Raw genomic sequence first — 15,732 nt, forward strand, 5'->3', positions numbered from 1 at the left:
CTTTTGACGTTTATCTAAAACAGCGTTTTTGACCAGGAAGAGGTGGAGGATCTAATGGGCTTTATTCACTTTGTCATTGATTTCATTTTGCATATTGATGTGCATTTAGCGGAACTGGTTGCGCAGTATGGCATCTGGGTATACGGCATTTTATTCCTGATTTTATTCTGCGAAACGGGTCTGGTGGTCACGCCGTTCCTGCCGGGGGATTCGCTGCTGTTTGTGGCGGGTGCGCTGGCGGCATTACCCAGCAATGATCTCAATGTTCACGTGATGGTCGCACTGATGGCGATTGCGGCGATCGTGGGTGATGCGGTGAATTACACTATCGGTCGGGTATTTGGTGAACGTCTGTTCAGTAATCCGGACTCGAAGATTTTCCGTCGCAGTTATTTGGACAAAACGCACAAGTTTTACGAGAAACATGGCGGCAAAACGATTATTCTTGCGCGCTTCGTGCCGATCGTCCGCACGTTTGCGCCGTTCGTGGCCGGTATGGGACATATGTCCTACCGTCATTTTGCTGCGTATAACGTGATTGGTGCGCTGGTTTGGGTGCTGTTATTTACCTATGCTGGCTACCTTTTCGGAGATCTGCCGATTGTTCAGGAAAATCTGAAATTACTGATCGTCGCTATCATCGTAGTGTCAATCCTGCCAGGTGTGGTTGAAATCTGGCGGCACAAACGCGCAGCGGCGAAAGAAAAGCGTCAGCAGGATTAATCTCTGACGTTTTTTTGTGCGAGCGCTTTAAAATTTAAGGCATTAAACCTGAGGGTAAGACCAGTTTTTTATCCACAGTGTCTGGCCGTTATGGTTTAATGAGCGACAATTTATGGTCTGTTCCTGCGAACAACCCTTCTGTGGCGCGGTGTGTGAGTTTTTTTATCACCTGCGCACACAGGCGATTTTGGGTAGGTTTCAGGGGACTTGTTACAGCATGAACAGCGGACTGGCTTCGGCCGGGTTCAAACAGAAAGGTTATCGATGAGCTGGATTGAACGAATTCTTAGTAAGAGCACTGACTCGCAAACCCGTAAGGCAAGCATTCCTGAGGGCGTCTGGACTAAATGCGACAGCTGCGGGCAGGTTCTTTACCGCGCCGAGCTTGAGCGCAATCTCATGGTCTGCCCTAAGTGCGACCACCATATGCGTCTTAGCGCACGTATGCGTCTGTCCACTTTCATGGATGAGGGCAGTGAGATTGAATTAGGCAGCGAGCTTGAGCCTAAAGATGTTCTGAAGTTTAAAGATTCCAAGAAATATAAAGATCGTCTGGTGGCTGCTCAGAAAGAAACCAACGAAAAAGATGCACTGATCGTCATGAAAGGCACCCTGTACGGTATGCCAATTGTGGTCGCATCTTTTGAATTTGCTTTCATGGGCGGTTCAATGGCTTCAGTTGTGGGCGCGCGTTTCGTACGTGCCGTCGAACAGGCGCTGGAAGATAACTGTCCTCTGGTGTGTTTCTCTGCCAGTGGTGGCGCTCGTATGCAGGAAGCGCTGATGTCGCTGATGCAGATGGCGAAAACCAGTGCAGCATTGGCGAAATTACAGGAACGCGGCCTGCCGTACATTTCTGTACTGACTGACCCAACCATGGGCGGTGTTTCTGCCAGTCTGGCTATGTTGGGTGACATCAACGTCGCTGAGCCGAAAGCGCTGATCGGTTTCGCCGGTCCACGTGTTATCGAGCAAACTGTACGTGAAAAACTGCCGCCGGGCTTCCAGCGCAGTGAGTTCCTGATCGAGAAAGGTGCGATTGATATGATCGTACGTCGTCCGGATATGCGCGCCAAACTGGGCAGCGTTCTGGCGAAACTGACCGGGCAACCGGAGCCGAACGTGGTTGACGTCCATGTTCCTGTCAACGGTTCTGCCGCTGACAACCAGGACGCCTGATCGAACAGGGTAAAAGCCGGTCAGTGAGTCGGGCGGTCATCTGATGTTGTGCCGCCCGCTGTTTCTCTGCAAAACAGGCAGCCCGTGCTTTTACTCTGTCGGTGAATTCTGACAAAGAGGGCATTGCCTGCTTTCACAGTCTGGTGATGTAGTGTCGAAGTGAACCTGATAAGGTTGAACGGGACTCATGCAAAATCAACTTATTCCCCAAGCCACGTCGCCTTTGGCCACGTGGCTTTATTATCTCGAACATCTCCATTCTCAGGCCATAGAGCTTGGCCTTGATCGGGTCAGAGCGGTGGGTGAAACACTCGATTTACTGACCCCTGCGCCGTGCGTTTTCACCGTCGCCGGAACCAACGGTAAAGGCACGACGTGCGCGACACTTGAATCTGTCCTGATGGCTGCCGGATACCGTGTGGGTGTTTACAGTTCCCCACATCTGGTGCGTTATACCGAGCGTGTGCGTATTCAGGGCGAAGAGTTGCCGGAATCTGCACACTGCGAATCTTTTGCAGCTCTCGAAGCCGGACGCGGCGATATCTCGCTGACCTATTTCGAATACGGCACGTTGTCGGCATTGCAGCTGTTTAAACAGGCTGAGCTGGATGTGGTCATCCTTGAAGTCGGGCTGGGCGGGCGTCTGGATGCGACCAATATCGTCGACGCCAGCGTGTCTGTCGTCACCAGTATTGCACTCGATCACACTGACTGGCTAGGTTCTGACCGTGAAAGCATTGGTCGCGAAAAGGCCGGTATCTTCCGTGCCGCTAAACCAGCGGTGGTCGGTGAGCCGGATATGCCTCAGTCCATTGCGAATGTCGCACAGGAAAAACAGTCGGATTTATACCGCCGCGATGTGAACTGGCAATTTTCTGCTGATGCAGGACACTGGCGCTGGGCGGCGCTCGAAGCGGGCAAAGAAGTGAATGTTCTGGACGCGTTGCCGTTGCCTAATGTGCCGCTGGCTAATGCGGCCACCGCGCTGGCAGCACTGTATTATTCCGGTCTGAACGTTTCTGAAGCTGCGTTGCGCAGCGGGTTACAGCGTGCCGCTTTGCCGGGGCGTTTTCAGACGGTGAGTGAATCGCCGCGTCTTATTCTTGATGTCGCCCACAACCCGCATGCTGCAGCCTATCTGGCCGGACGCCTTGCTGAACAGCCGCGTAATGGCGGCAAAGTGCGCGCCGTCGTCGGAATGTTGAAAGACAAAGATATTGCCGGTACGCTGGCTTGTCTGTCGCCTCAGGTCGATGAATGGTATTGCGCACCGCTGGAAGGCCCGCGCGGTGCCAGCGTTGCCGAACTGACGGTACATTTACCGCAGGCACGCCCATTTGATGATGTGGAGTCTGCCTGGAAACAGGCTATGCAGGAGGCGGCTCCTCAGGATATTGTGATTGTCTGCGGCTCGTTCCATACCGTAGCTCACGTAATGGATGCTATAGACACGGGGAAAACCAGTGGCAAGTAAGTTTCAAAATCGTCTGGTCGGGACCATCATTCTGGTGGCTTTGGGCGTCATCATTTTGCCCGGTTTACTCGACGGCAAGAAAAAGCATTACGAAGACGAATTTGCGTCGATTCCCCTGGTGCCAAAACCGGGTGATGTTGAGGAACAGGATTCGGTGCCTCCGGTCACGCAATCGCTGCCAGCTCAGCCACCTGAAGGTGCAGATCAGTCCATGACGGGCGGGCAGAATACTGACAGTTCTGCCAACAACACCAACGCCGCGAATCATGGCAATGTGGCACCGGGTAATACCACGGTGGAATCCCAGCCGCCGGTCACCACGATGCCTGAGCAGAAAAAAACCGTGCAGACGGCTCCTGTCAAACCAGTACAGCAGAAGCCGAAAACGATTGAGCCTAAGCCGATGGCCGAAGCCAAACCGACGGTGAAACCTAAACCTGTCGAACAGCCGAAGCCAGTTGAGCAGCCAAAAGCCGTTGCTGAACAGCCTAAACCTGTTGAGCAGCCAAAACCTGCGCAGGAAGAAAAAGCACCGGCAGGGCAGTCCTATGTCGTACAGCTGGGTGCGCTGAAAAATGCCGCTAAAGCCAATGAGATTGTGGCTAATCTGCGGTTATCCGGTTTCCGCGCCTATACCGTGCCAGCAACGCCGGTTCAGGGGCAGATCACGCGCCTGTACGTGGGCCCGGATGCGTCGAAGCAGAAACTTGAAGCGTCGCTTCCGCAACTGCAACAGCTGAGCGGATTGGGCGGGCAGGTTCGGGCATACAGCGCGCACTGACTTTGCTCCTCTCCCTGCGAAGGGGAGGGAGTCGTTAAAACATAAAAAATACCACGGAGGGCACAAGCGATTTGTGCCCTTTTTCTATAAGATCCTCTGGTTGGGTTTTTATAGGTTTATGCTGCGATTGAGGTTTTTTTAATCGCTATTATTAATTTGTCTGACCGGCAGATTTCCCCTACGCAAACGTTTTCTTTTTCTGTTAGAATTCGCCGCGAACTGGATGCCGGGGTAGACGTGACTGGATTAGACACTGGAATAGTTAATGGTCTGGATTGATTACGTCATCATTGCGGTTATCGGATTTTCTGCTTTAGTCAGTTTGATCCGTGGCTTTGTTCGCGAGGCTTTATCGCTGGTAACCTGGGCTTGCGCCTTCTTTGTTGCCAGCCATTATTACCCTTATCTCGCCATCTACTTCACGCGTTTCGAAGATGAGTTAGTTCGAAACGGGATCGCAATTGCCATCTTGTTCATCGCGACGTTGATCGTAGGTGCAATTGTCAACTATGTGATCAGTTCGCTGGTGGAAAAAACCGGGTTGTCCGGCACTGACAGGGTGTTAGGTGTGTGTTTCGGCGCACTGCGCGGGGTGTTAATTGTCTCCGCGATGCTGTTCTTCCTGGATACCTTCACCAGTTTTTCACAAAGTGAAGACTGGAAACAATCCCAGTTGATCCCACAATTCAGTTATATCATCAGGTGGTTCTTTGACTACCTGCAGAGCACGTCGAGTTTCTTGCCAAAACATATTTAGTTCAGGCAGCGCTGAAGAGGAAAAGACAACATGTGCGGTATTGTCGGTATCGCCGGTTTCATGCCGGTAAACCAGTCGATTTATGACGCGTTAACGGTGTTACAACACCGTGGGCAGGATGCCGCAGGCATCGTCACCATTGATGCCAATAATAACTTCCGTTTACGGAAAGCGAATGGCCTGGTGAAGGATGTTTTCGAAGCCCGCCATATGCAACGCTTACAGGGCAACATGGGTATTGGCCATGTGCGCTACCCAACGGCTGGCAGTTCCAGCGCTTCAGAAGCTCAACCTTTTTACGTCAACTCTCCGTTCGGCATCACCCTTGCTCATAACGGTAACCTGACCAATGCTCACGAATTGCGAAGCAATCTGTTCGAAGGCCAGCGTCGCCATGTGAACACCACTTCCGATTCAGAGATCCTGCTTAATATCCTGGCGAGTGAACTGGATCGTTTCCAGCATTACCCGCTGGAAGCCGATAACATTTTCGCTGCGGTTGCTGCGGTGAATCTGAAAATCCGTGGCGCTTACGCGTGTGTGGCGATGATCATCGGTCACGGCATGCTGGCGTTCCGTGACCCGCACGGTATCCGTCCGCTGGTTATCGGTAAGCGCACGCTGGAAGACGGCCGTAATGAGTACATGGTGGCGTCTGAAAGTGTGGCACTCGATACGTTAGGCTTTGAGTTCCTGCGTGACGTTGCGCCGGGCGAAGCGGTGTATATCACCGAAAAAGGCCAGCTCTACACTCGCATGTGTGCAGAGAATCCTCAGTACAATCCGTGCCTGTTCGAGTACGTGTACTTCGCGCGTCCTGACTCCTTCATCGACAAGATTTCCGTCTACAGCGCCCGTGTTCGTATGGGTGAAAAGCTGGGCGCGAAAATTGCCCGTGAATGGGAAGATCTGGATATCGATGTGGTCATTCCTATCCCGGAAACCTCCTGCGATATCGCGCTGGAAATCGCCCGTATCCTGAATAAACCGTACCGTCAGGGTTTTGTGAAAAACCGCTACGTGGGCCGTACCTTTATCATGCCGGGTCAGCAGGAACGTCGTAAATCAGTACGCCGTAAACTGAACGCCAACCGTGCCGAGTTCCGCGATAAAAACGTGCTGCTGGTGGATGACTCCATCGTGCGCGGTACCACCTCTCAGCAGATTGTTGAGATGGCACGTGAAGCCGGTGCGAGACGTGTTTATCTGGCGTCAGCGGCGCCGGAAATTCGTTTCCCGAACGTTTACGGTATCGATATGCCAAGTGCCAACGAGCTGATTGCGCACGGCCGTGAAGTCAGCGAAATCAATCAGATGATTGGTGCTGATGCGTTAATCTTCCAGGATCTGAGCGACCTTATCGCTGCAGTGAAAGAAGACAATACCGATATCGAGAAATTCGAATGTTCAGTCTTTGACGGTGTTTACGTGACTAAAGATGTTGACCAGAACTATCTGGAATACCTCGAAGCCCTGCGTAACGACGACGCTCAGGCATTGCGTGGTCAGCAGGAAGCGGAAAACCTTGAGATGCACAACGAAGGCTGATTAGCGGGTTGCTGACATCCGCATAAACGCGTCCCTCCGGTGAACAACCGGGCGGGCGCGTTTTTTTATGTCTGAATTTATGTCAGTATTGGCAGCATAGGGTCTGGTTACATTTTTCTAAGGCAGTGTTCATGAAACGACTTATCGTCGGTATTTCAGGCGCCAGCGGCGCAATTTATGGTGTCAGGCTTTTGCAGGTTTTGCAGGGCGTGCCTGATATCGAAACTCATCTGGTGATGAGCAATGCCGCCCGCCAGACGCTGACCCTGGAAACGGATCTGACGCTACGTGATGTTCAGGCACTGGCGGATGTGGTGCATGATTCGCGTGATATCGCCGCCAGCATTTCTTCCGGCTCTTTCAAAACAGCAGGAATGGTGATTTTACCCTGCTCGATTAAAACGCTTTCCGGGATCGTAAACAGTTACACCGACGGTTTGCTGACGCGTGCTGCGGACGTGGTGCTTAAAGAACGCCGCCGTCTGGTATTGTGCGTGCGCGAGACGCCGCTGCATCTTGGGCATTTGCGCCTCATGACGCAGGCCGCTGAGCTTGGCGCCATCATCATGCCGCCTGTTCCGGCGTTTTATCACCGCCCGACGTCTGTTGAAGATATTATCGATCAGACCGTAAACCGGGTGATTGATCAGTTTGATATTGAGCTCCCTGAAGACTTATTTGTTCGATGGCAGGGCAGTCGCTGATCTTTCTTCTCCCAATCCGCACTCATTTCGCGCAGTTCAGTTACATTGCACCAACAATGATCACAATTTGATTCATTAAGGTGCAGTGTTCCTTGCCCCTTCAGCTATTCTTCCTTCAGACCTTTGAAAACTTTCATTATCCCGATGCTTTTTTGACCGGTTTTCGTTCTCTCACCGCGTAAAGTGGCTGTGCTGAGAAACGGCACGAAAAGTGCATGAGAAAATCTGGCAAAAAGCCATTTGCATCGTTCAGCAAACTATAAAAAGACGTTCATTCACGCACACACAACCACAACAGATGAATAATCACTGAGGCTAATGTATGAAAAAGTTGTTCAAGGTTCTTCCGCTGGTTCTGGTCTTAGCCAGTGCAGGTAGTGCATTTGCTGCCGTGCCTAAAGCAATTAATATCGGTACTGATCCGACTTACGCCCCATTTGAATCAAAAGACTCCAGCGGCAAGCTGGTTGGCTTTGATATCGACCTGGCTAACGAGATGTGTAAACGTGCAGCCATCAAATGCACTTATGTTGAAAGTGATTTCGATGCACTGATCCCCTCTCTGAAAGCCAAGAAAATTGATGCGATTATTTCCTCATTATCCATCACCGAAAAACGTCAGCTGGAAATTGATTTCACTGAAAAACTTTATGCCGCTAACGCCCGCCTTATCGCGCCTAAAGGCTCCAAAATTCTGCCCACTCTGGATGCCCTGAAAGGCAAAAACGTTGGCGTATTGCAGGGTTCCACTCAGGAAGCCTATGCCAACGCACAATGGCAGCCAAAAGGCATCAACGTGGTGGCTTACCAGAACCAGGATCTGATTTATGCAGATCTGGCATCTGGTCGTCTTGACGCAGCATTCCAGGATGAAGTGGCAGGCAGTGAAGGCTTCCTGAAACAGGCTGCGGGCAAAGACTATGCGTTTGCAGGCCCTGCAGTGAAAGATGATAAATTCTTTGGCGTGGGCACCGGTATGGGTCTGCGTAAGAATGAAACTGACCTGAAAGATGCCCTGAACAAGGCGTTTGACAGCATGCGTAAGGACGGGACTTACGACAAACTGGCGAAAAAATACTTCGACTTTGACGTTTACGGCGGCTGATTCGCGCTGTGAGATGTGCCAAAGGGAGCGGCTCGCCGCTCCCTTCGGTTCTGACGCGGGTTGCGGTTTTGCCTGCGCAGGGATCCATTAAAGACAGGAAAAAACCATGCTGTATGGGTATTCCCAGGTAATTATCCAGGGCACGTTGGTGACACTGGAGCTGGCGATTTCGTCAGTGATTTTAGCGCTGGTGATAGGGCTTATCGGGGCTGGTGGGAAACTGTCGAAGAGCCGGATTATTTCTGGTTTTTTTGGTTGCTATACCACGCTTATCCGCGGCGTACCTGATCTGGTATTGATGTTATTAATTTTTTACGGTCTGCAGATTGCACTCAACAGCCTGACTGAATCCGTCGGCATGGCGCAGATTGATATCGATCCGATGAGCGCTGGCATCATCACGCTGGGATTTATTTACGGCGCGTACTTCACAGAAACGTTCCGTGGCGCATTTATGGCGGTTCCGCGCGGGCAAATCGAAGCGGCGACCGCGTTTGGTTTCAGCGGCTCGCAAATTTTCCGTCGGATTCTGTTCCCGGCCATGATGCGTTTTGCTCTGCCCGGTATTGCCAACAACTGGCAGGTTATCCTTAAAGCTACCGCGCTGGTGTCATTGCTTGGCCTGAATGACGTGGTCAAAGCCACGCAGCTGGCCGGTAAAGGCACGTATCAGCCATTCTACTTTGCGATTGTGGCGGGTGTGGTTTATCTGATTTTCACCACGCTGTCGAACGGCGTGCTGGTATGGCTTGATCGCCGTTATTCGCTGGGTGTGAAGAGGGCCGATCTATGATCGAAATTTTACAACAGTACGGTATGTCCCTGCTCTACAGCGACGGTTACCGTTTCACCGGTCTGGCAATCACCCTGTGGTTACTGATCAGCTCCGTCGTAATAGGTGGATTGCTGGCGGTGCCGATGGCGGTGGGGCGCGTGTCTTCCAACAAGTTCATCCGCTATCCGATCTGGCTGTATACCTATGTTTTCCGCGGTACGCCGTTGTACGTGCAGCTGCTGGTGTTCTACTCCGGGATGTACAGTCTGGAAATCGTGCGTGGCACGGATTTTCTCAATGCGTTCTTCCGCAGCGGGCTGAACTGTACGATTCTGGCACTGACACTTAATACCTGCGCGTATACCACCGAGATTTTTGCCGGTGCGATCCGTTCTGTTCCGCACGGTGAAATTGAAGCGGCCAATGCCTACGGATTCTCACGCTTCAAACTGTACACCTGCATCATTTTGCCGTCTGCATTACGCACTGCGCTGCCCGCATACAGTAATGAAGTCATTCTGATGCTGCACTCCACTGCGCTGGCGTTTACCGCCACGGTTCCGGACGTGCTGAAAATAGCCCGCGATATTAACTCGGCGACGTATCAGCCGTTTTATGCTTTCGGGATTGCAGCAGTGATTTATCTTTGTGTTTCTTTTGTCCTGATTGGTCTGTTCCGCAAGGCGGAAAAACGCTGGCTGGCGCATGTTAAGCCTCAGTCTGCCCATTAAAAAAGCCAACCAATAATTATTGCGGATAAAAACTATGCCAGAAAACAAATTAGCGGTTCTCGATCTCCACAAGCGCTATGGCGACCATGAAGTGCTGAAAGGCGTTTCGTTGTCTGCCAATGCGGGGGATGTGATCAGTATTATCGGCTCATCAGGATCGGGGAAAAGTACCTTCCTGCGCTGTATTAACTTTCTTGAGAAACCAAGTGAAGGTTCCATCAGCGTCAATAACCAGGATATCCGTATGGTGCGCGACACCGACGGTCAGCTGAAAGTGTTTGATAAAAAACAGCTGCAACTGCTGCGTACCAAACTGACGATGGTGTTCCAGCATTTCAACCTGTGGAGTCACATGACGGTGCTGGAAAACGTCATGGAAGCGCCGGTGCAGGTGCTGGGGTTGAGCAAAGCCGAAGCGCGTGAACGTGCGGTGAAGTATCTCGATAAAGTGGGCATCGACGCCCGCGCACAGGGTAAATATCCGGTGAATCTGTCAGGTGGTCAGCAACAGCGCGTGTCTATTGCCCGTGCGCTGGCGATGGAACCGGAAGTGCTGCTGTTTGATGAACCGACTTCCGCGCTCGATCCTGAACTGGTTGGCGAAGTGCTGCGCATTATGCAAAAACTGGCAGAAGAGGGGAAAACCATGGTGGTGGTAACGCATGAGATGGAGTTTGCCCGCCATGTCTCCAGCCACGTCATTTTCCTGCATCAGGGCGTGATCGAAGAGCAGGGCGATCCTTCCGCAGTCTTCGGCAGCCCGAAAAGTGCGCGCCTGCAACAGTTCCTTTCAGGTGCATTGAAGTGATATCCGTATTCCTTCCCCTCTCACGAGGGGAAGGCTGGGGTGTGGGTTTTGCTCAACTAAAACAGGATCAGCCTTTCGCGGCCAGCAGGCACAGCTGAACGGTCAGTTCATAGGATTTCACAAACGAATTCACCGGCAGGAACTCGAATTTCGAGTGGAAATTATGTGCTCCGGTGAAGTAGTTCGGCGTCAGTAAACCTTTGGCTGACAGCGCTGCACCGTCGGTGCCGCCGCGCATCGGGATCACTTTTGGCTCCACGCCAATCTCTTTCAAACCCGCAAAAATTAAATCAATCGCCCGGCGATCTTCGCCGATAGCGCTGCTGATATTGCTATAGGTATCACTGATCTCAACGGACACTTTCGCCGCCGGATACTGCGCGGCAATCTCTTTCGCGACATCCTGAATTTTTTGCTTACGGGCGGCAAAACTGGCGCTGTCGAAATCACGGATTGAAGCTTTCAGTTCTGCACCTTGCTGCGACGCGCTCATGCCGTTGAACCAGACATAACCTTCACGGCCTTCGGTATTTTCAGGCGTTTCTGCACGATCAAAATGACTGATGAAGTCTTGCGCCATCAGCAACGGATTGACCAGCACTCCTTTGGCTGACATTGGGTGCGCCGTCACGCCGGTGAAGGTGATTTCTGCTGCTGCCGCATTGAAGTTTTCGTACACCACTTCGCCCAGTTCACAGCAGTCGATGGTATAAGCAAAATCAACATCGAAGCGTGCGAGATCCAAAGCTTTCGCGCCGCGCAGGCCGATTTCTTCATCCGGCACAAATGCCACCACGATATCGCCATATTCCTGCTCAGTGGTCAGATTTTCCAGCAACGTCATTACCACTGTCACCGCGGCTTTATTATCTGCACCCAGCACGCTGGTGCCGTCGCTGAAAATAATGTCCTGGCCTTTATAAGGCAGGATCTCAGGGCGTTCGGCAGGGCGCAGCCAGATATCCTGCTCCTTATTCAGGCACACATCTTCGCCGGTAAACCGCAAAGTTTGCGGGTGAATGTCCGGGCTGAGGCCGACATCCACGGTATCAATATGCGTGATGAAGCCGATACGCGGCCCGCCTTTTTTAGTACCGGATTTTACGGCGGTGACGGTCGCGTATTCATCGATCTGAATGTTTTCCAGGCCGAGCTGGTGCAACTCATCGGCCAGTAAACGCGCCATATCATGCTGGCCCGGCGTGCTTGGCAGAGTGGTTGCGCTGGCATCACTTTGTGATGTCACGGAAAGATAGCGGTAGAAACGTTCGGTAAGCTGTTTTGCAATTGTTGTCGACATCTTGACCTCTGAATGTGCGCAAATATTGTTCCCTGTTATAAGATTTTCATATATAACAAAGTATTACTACGTGTTATCCAGATGTTAATCTGTTTTTGCTTTATGTTCCACGATGAAGAAGATTTAAACACTCTCCGGACAGGGAAAAAGGGAAAATAATGAAACACAACCTATTAAAAATAAGCACAGGTTTACTGGCGCTGGCCATCACGGGTGGCGTATCTGCAAAAACGCTGGTGTATTGCTCCGAAGGTTCGCCTGAGCAATTCAACCCGCAACTTTACACCTCCGGCACTTCTGTGGATGCCAGCGCGGCACCGATTTATAACCGCCTGGTGGATTTCAAAATCGGGACCACGGAGCTGATCCCAAGCCTGGCGGAAAGCTGGGATGTCAGTGAGGACGGTAAAACCTATACCTTCCATCTTCGTAAAGGCGTGAAGTTCCAGAGCAACAAGTTGTTCAAACCCAGCCGCGATTTCAATGCTGACGACGTGATCTTCTCGTTCATGCGTCAGAAAGATGAAAATAACCCTTACCATAAGGTTTCCGGCGGCACGTACCTGAACTTCGACAGCCTGAAAATGGGCGACCTGATTGGCAGTATCGATAAGGTGGATGACTATACTGTCCGCTTTAATCTGACCCGACCGGAAGCCCCGTTCGTGGCAGATCTGGCGTGGTATTTTGCATCGATCCTCTCGGCGGAATATGCCGATCAGATGCTCAAAGCCGGTACGCCGGAAAAAGTCGATCAGGATCCGGTCGGCACCGGACCGTTCGAACTGATGCAATACCAGAAGGACACGCGTCTGCTGTACAAAGCCTTCCCGGAATACTGGCAGGGCAAATCTAAGATTGACCGTCTGGTGTATACCATCACGCCTGATGCCTCGATGCGTCTTGCTAAACTTGAGAAAAACGAGTGTCAGGTGATGCCGTTCCCGAATCCGGCCGATCTTGAGCGTATGCGCGCCAATAAAGACATCAATCTGCTGAGCAAGGCTGGCCTGAACACCGGTTTTCTCTCGTTCAATACGCAGAAAGCGCCACTGGATAATGTGAAAGTGCGTCAGGCACTCACCATGGCGATTAACAAACCGCAAATTATCGAAGCGGTATTCCATGGCACAGGAACCGTGGCCAAAACTCTGCTGCCGACCGGTGTCTGGAGCTACAACGACAAGCTGGTGGATTACGATTATTCGCCTGAGAAAGCCAAAGCCTTGCTGGCCGAAGCGGGAATGCCGAACGGTTTTGATATTGATTTGTGGGCGATGCCGGTTCAGCGTCCATATAACCCGAACGCCCGTCGCATGGCGGAGATGATCCAGGCGGACTGGGCGAAAATCGGCGTCAAAGCGCATATCGTCAGTTACGAATGGGGCGAATACCAGACCCGTATCCGTAACGGTGAGCACATGGCAGCGCTGATGGGCTGGACGACGGCGAACGGTGATCCGGATAACTTCTTCGGTCCGCTGTTTACCTGTAATGCCGCGAAGGGCGGTTCGAACTCAGCCAAGTGGTGTTACGCACCGTTCGACAAGCTGATTACCGAAGCGAAAGAAACCACCGATCATGCGAAACGCGTCGCACTTTACGAGCAGGCCCAGCAGATGATGCACGATCAGGCTCCGGCGGTGATGATCGCCCACTCGACCATTTTCGAACCGGTCCGCAAAGAAGTGACCGGCTATGAAGTGGATCCGTTTGGGAAACATGTGTTTTATCAGGTGGATGTGAAGGAGTAAAACGATCCGTGCAGTTAGCTCCCTCCCCTGCGAAGGGGAGGGCTGGGGTGGGGGTATTAAAGAAATATCAGAAATTTGAAGTGTGCATTACTCACGGTGTTAGTCCTTAATACCCCCTCCCGTCCTCCCCCTTCGCAGGGGGAGGAGCAACGCCAAAACGGTTTTTCTTCACTTGCAGCTCCCCCGGGCTGCCAAACCCTTCACGCCAGCAGATCCTCCAGTGCTTCTTTCAATTCCTGATGCTTAAACTCAAACCCTGCGGCTTCCAGCCTGCGCGGCACGGCACGCTGGCCTCCCAGCACCAGCACAGCGGATTCGCCCATCAGCAGGCGCACTACGGGGGCAGGTGCGCGCATAAACGCCGGGCGGTGGAGGACTTCACCGAGCAGGGCGCTGAATTGTTCGTTACGTGCCGGATAGGGCGATACCATATTGAATGGCCCGGAGAGCGTTTCGTGGGCGAGCAGGAACAGGATCCCGTCAATCATGTCGCTGATGTGGATCCAGGGCATATATTGCTGACCATCACCGATCGGGCCACCGAGACCGGCGCGGAATGGCAGCACTATTTTTGCCAGCGCACCGCCTTTTTCGGCCAGTACGATCCCGGTTCGCAGTAAACAAACTCGCGTGACCGGACTTTGTGCGGACATCGCCAGGGCTTCCCAGCGGGCGCACAGTTGCCAGGTAAACTGTTTGTTCGGCGGCTCATCTTCCGGCACCAGCGCCTGACCCTGATCGCCGTAATAGCCCACCGCCGAACCGGAAATGAAGACTGAAGGCGGCGTCTGACTGGCATTAATCAGCGTCGCCAGTTTTTCAGTGAGCTGCCAGCGACTTTCACATAACAAGGCTTTGTGTTGTTTCGTCCAGCGTTTGTCCGCGATCGGCTCACCGGCAAGGTTGATGACGGCGTCGAAACCGTCGAGGGTGGTTTTGCCTTCCAGCGTTTCCCAGACCTGAACCTGCGAACCTAACAGCTTCGCTGCTCGTTCAGGGGCGCGGCTCAGTGCGGTAATCTGATGAGATTGCTCAAGAAGCCGCCCGGTGAGTTTTCGGCCGATGAGCCCGGTAGCGCCGGTTATCAGGATTTTCATATCGTGATCCTTAACTGTCTGAATTCGCGGATGAACTGTCTCTAATCATAGATGAGTCACCGCCATTAACTCGCGATATGGAGCACAATTAAGTGTTTTTATTTTGCAGAAGGGAAAAACACCTCCGGCAAAGTACGGAGGCATCGGGGCAGATTATGCCTGCGCTAAAGCATAGGCTTTTTGCGTCGCAGGACGGCTTTTCACCCGCTCAAACCAGTTGCGTACGGCAGGAAACTCCGCCAGATCAACTCGCTGGCGCTCATGCGCAGCCACCCACGGGTAAGTGGCAATATCAGCAATGCTGTAATTCTCGCCAGCGATATAGGCATTTTTCTCCAGCTGACGGTTCAGCACGCCATATAACCGCCGGGTTTCCTGCAGGAAACGTTCGATGGCATAAGGTACAGGCTGCGGAGCGTAGTGGGTAAAATGGTGATTCTGGCCCAGCATCGGGCCAAATCCGGCAACCTGCCAGGTCAGCCATTGCAGCGTGAGCGTTCGTTCGCGCAGTTCCTGGCTGAGGAATTTGCCGGTTTTTTCTGCCAGATACTGCAAAATTGCGCCAGACTCAAAGACACTGATCGGTGCGCCGCCATCAACGGGCTCATTATCGACAATCGCGGGGATTTTATTGTTCGGCGAGATAGCGAGGAATTCAGGCCTGAATTGCTCTCCGGCGCTCATATCAATTCGATACAGCCGGTATGCCAGGCCACTCTCTTCAAGAAAAAGAGAAATTTTATGGCCGTTGGGTGTGGGTGCGTAATAGAGATCGATCATATTGCCTCCTGCGTTTTAATCTGACTCCGCGACTTGCGGGGCGGAATGCGCCAATGGGGAATTGATAATCACAAACTTAATATCCTGAGTAATAGGTTATCATAATGCATATGAACGGCTGTCTATGTCAGAGTTGTCTGATGGCGAACTTTGTGGGCTAACATAACTTTTACCAGGTATCAGCGCACCCATAGCTATTGAAGCGACATAGCAGAC

General features: G+C 52.2%; 15 protein-coding genes. 12 read left to right on the forward strand and 3 right to left on the reverse strand.

Annotated features, from left to right (window positions below):
- Positions 1-54 precede the first annotated feature (54 nt).
- The 11 genes from J1778_RS19220 to hisP all read left to right on the forward strand — a co-directional run bounded on the left by J1778_RS19220 (position 55) and on the right by hisP (position 10,585).
- The gene (locus J1778_RS19220; protein WP_112287108.1) at positions 55-723 is read left to right on the forward strand and encodes a DedA family protein; all 669 of its coding nucleotides are present in this window, start codon (positions 55-57) and stop codon (positions 721-723) included.
- Positions 724-987: 264 nt separating this feature from the next.
- Positions 988-1,902, forward strand: coding sequence for an acetyl-CoA carboxylase, carboxyltransferase subunit beta (gene accD, locus J1778_RS19225; RefSeq protein ID WP_217174518.1), 915 nt, complete (start codon positions 988-990; stop codon positions 1,900-1,902).
- 187 nt (positions 1,903-2,089) lie between these two features.
- A complete protein-coding gene (gene folC, locus J1778_RS19230) occupies positions 2,090-3,376 on the forward strand; it encodes a bifunctional tetrahydrofolate synthase/dihydrofolate synthase (protein WP_217174519.1) in 1,287 nt (428 codons plus the stop codon).
- On the forward strand, positions 3,366-4,157 hold the full coding sequence (gene dedD, locus J1778_RS19235; RefSeq protein ID WP_217174520.1) for a cell division protein DedD: 792 nt from the start codon (positions 3,366-3,368) through the stop codon (positions 4,155-4,157). The genes folC and dedD overlap by 11 nt, the downstream gene beginning before the upstream one ends.
- Positions 4,158-4,422: 265 nt before the next feature.
- A complete protein-coding gene (gene cvpA, locus J1778_RS19240; protein WP_112288114.1) occupies positions 4,423-4,914 on the forward strand; it encodes a colicin V production protein in 492 nt (163 codons plus the stop codon).
- 30 nt (positions 4,915-4,944) lie between these two features.
- The gene (gene purF / locus J1778_RS19245) at positions 4,945-6,462 is read left to right on the forward strand and encodes an amidophosphoribosyltransferase (protein WP_217149816.1); all 1,518 of its coding nucleotides are present in this window, start codon (positions 4,945-4,947) and stop codon (positions 6,460-6,462) included.
- A 131-nt stretch (positions 6,463-6,593) separates the two neighbouring features.
- The gene (locus tag J1778_RS19250; RefSeq protein ID WP_217174521.1) at positions 6,594-7,166 is read left to right on the forward strand and encodes a UbiX family flavin prenyltransferase; all 573 of its coding nucleotides are present in this window, start codon (positions 6,594-6,596) and stop codon (positions 7,164-7,166) included.
- Positions 7,167-7,488: 322 nt separating this feature from the next.
- Positions 7,489-8,271 carry a lysine/arginine/ornithine ABC transporter substrate-binding protein gene (locus J1778_RS19255; protein ID WP_217174522.1) on the forward strand — a complete coding sequence of 261 codons (783 nt, stop codon included), beginning with the start codon at positions 7,489-7,491 and terminating at the stop codon, positions 8,269-8,271.
- 106 nt (positions 8,272-8,377) lie between these two features.
- A complete protein-coding gene (locus J1778_RS19260; RefSeq protein ID WP_217174523.1) occupies positions 8,378-9,064 on the forward strand; it encodes a histidine ABC transporter permease HisQ in 687 nt (228 codons plus the stop codon).
- Positions 9,061-9,777, forward strand: a complete 717-nt coding sequence (locus J1778_RS19265; RefSeq protein ID WP_112288119.1) for an ABC transporter permease — start codon at positions 9,061-9,063, stop codon at positions 9,775-9,777. The genes J1778_RS19260 and J1778_RS19265 overlap by 4 nt, the downstream gene beginning before the upstream one ends.
- Positions 9,778-9,811: 34 nt before the next feature.
- Positions 9,812-10,585 carry a histidine ABC transporter ATP-binding protein HisP gene (hisP, locus tag J1778_RS19270; RefSeq protein ID WP_120507148.1) on the forward strand — a complete coding sequence of 258 codons (774 nt, stop codon included), beginning with the start codon at positions 9,812-9,814 and terminating at the stop codon, positions 10,583-10,585.
- 67 nt (positions 10,586-10,652) lie between these two features.
- Here hisP and pepT read toward each other — a convergent pair whose 3' ends face one another.
- Entirely contained in the window at positions 10,653-11,885 is a 1,233-nt protein-coding gene (gene pepT / locus J1778_RS19275; RefSeq protein ID WP_217174524.1) for a peptidase T, read from the reverse strand.
- A 158-nt stretch (positions 11,886-12,043) separates the two neighbouring features.
- Between pepT and J1778_RS19280 the strand changes: the two genes are divergently transcribed.
- Positions 12,044-13,639, forward strand: a complete 1,596-nt coding sequence (locus J1778_RS19280) for an ABC transporter substrate-binding protein (RefSeq protein WP_217174525.1) — start codon at positions 12,044-12,046, stop codon at positions 13,637-13,639.
- Between the two features lie 200 nt (positions 13,640-13,839).
- Here J1778_RS19280 and J1778_RS19285 read toward each other — a convergent pair whose 3' ends face one another.
- Both J1778_RS19285 and yfcG read right to left on the reverse strand, forming a co-directional pair.
- A complete protein-coding gene (locus tag J1778_RS19285) occupies positions 13,840-14,736 on the reverse strand; it encodes a TIGR01777 family oxidoreductase (RefSeq protein ID WP_217174526.1) in 897 nt (298 codons plus the stop codon).
- A gap of 153 nt (positions 14,737-14,889) precedes the next feature.
- Positions 14,890-15,516 (reverse strand): GSH-dependent disulfide bond oxidoreductase, encoded by a 627-nt coding sequence (gene yfcG / locus J1778_RS19290; RefSeq protein ID WP_217174527.1) that lies wholly within the window; start codon positions 15,514-15,516, stop codon positions 14,890-14,892.
- Positions 15,517-15,732 lie beyond the last annotated feature (216 nt).

The sequence above is a fragment of the Rahnella bonaserana genome, from assembly GCF_019049675.1.
In the GTDB taxonomy this organism is placed as follows: Bacteria; Pseudomonadota; Gammaproteobacteria; order Enterobacterales; family Enterobacteriaceae; genus Rahnella; species Rahnella bonaserana.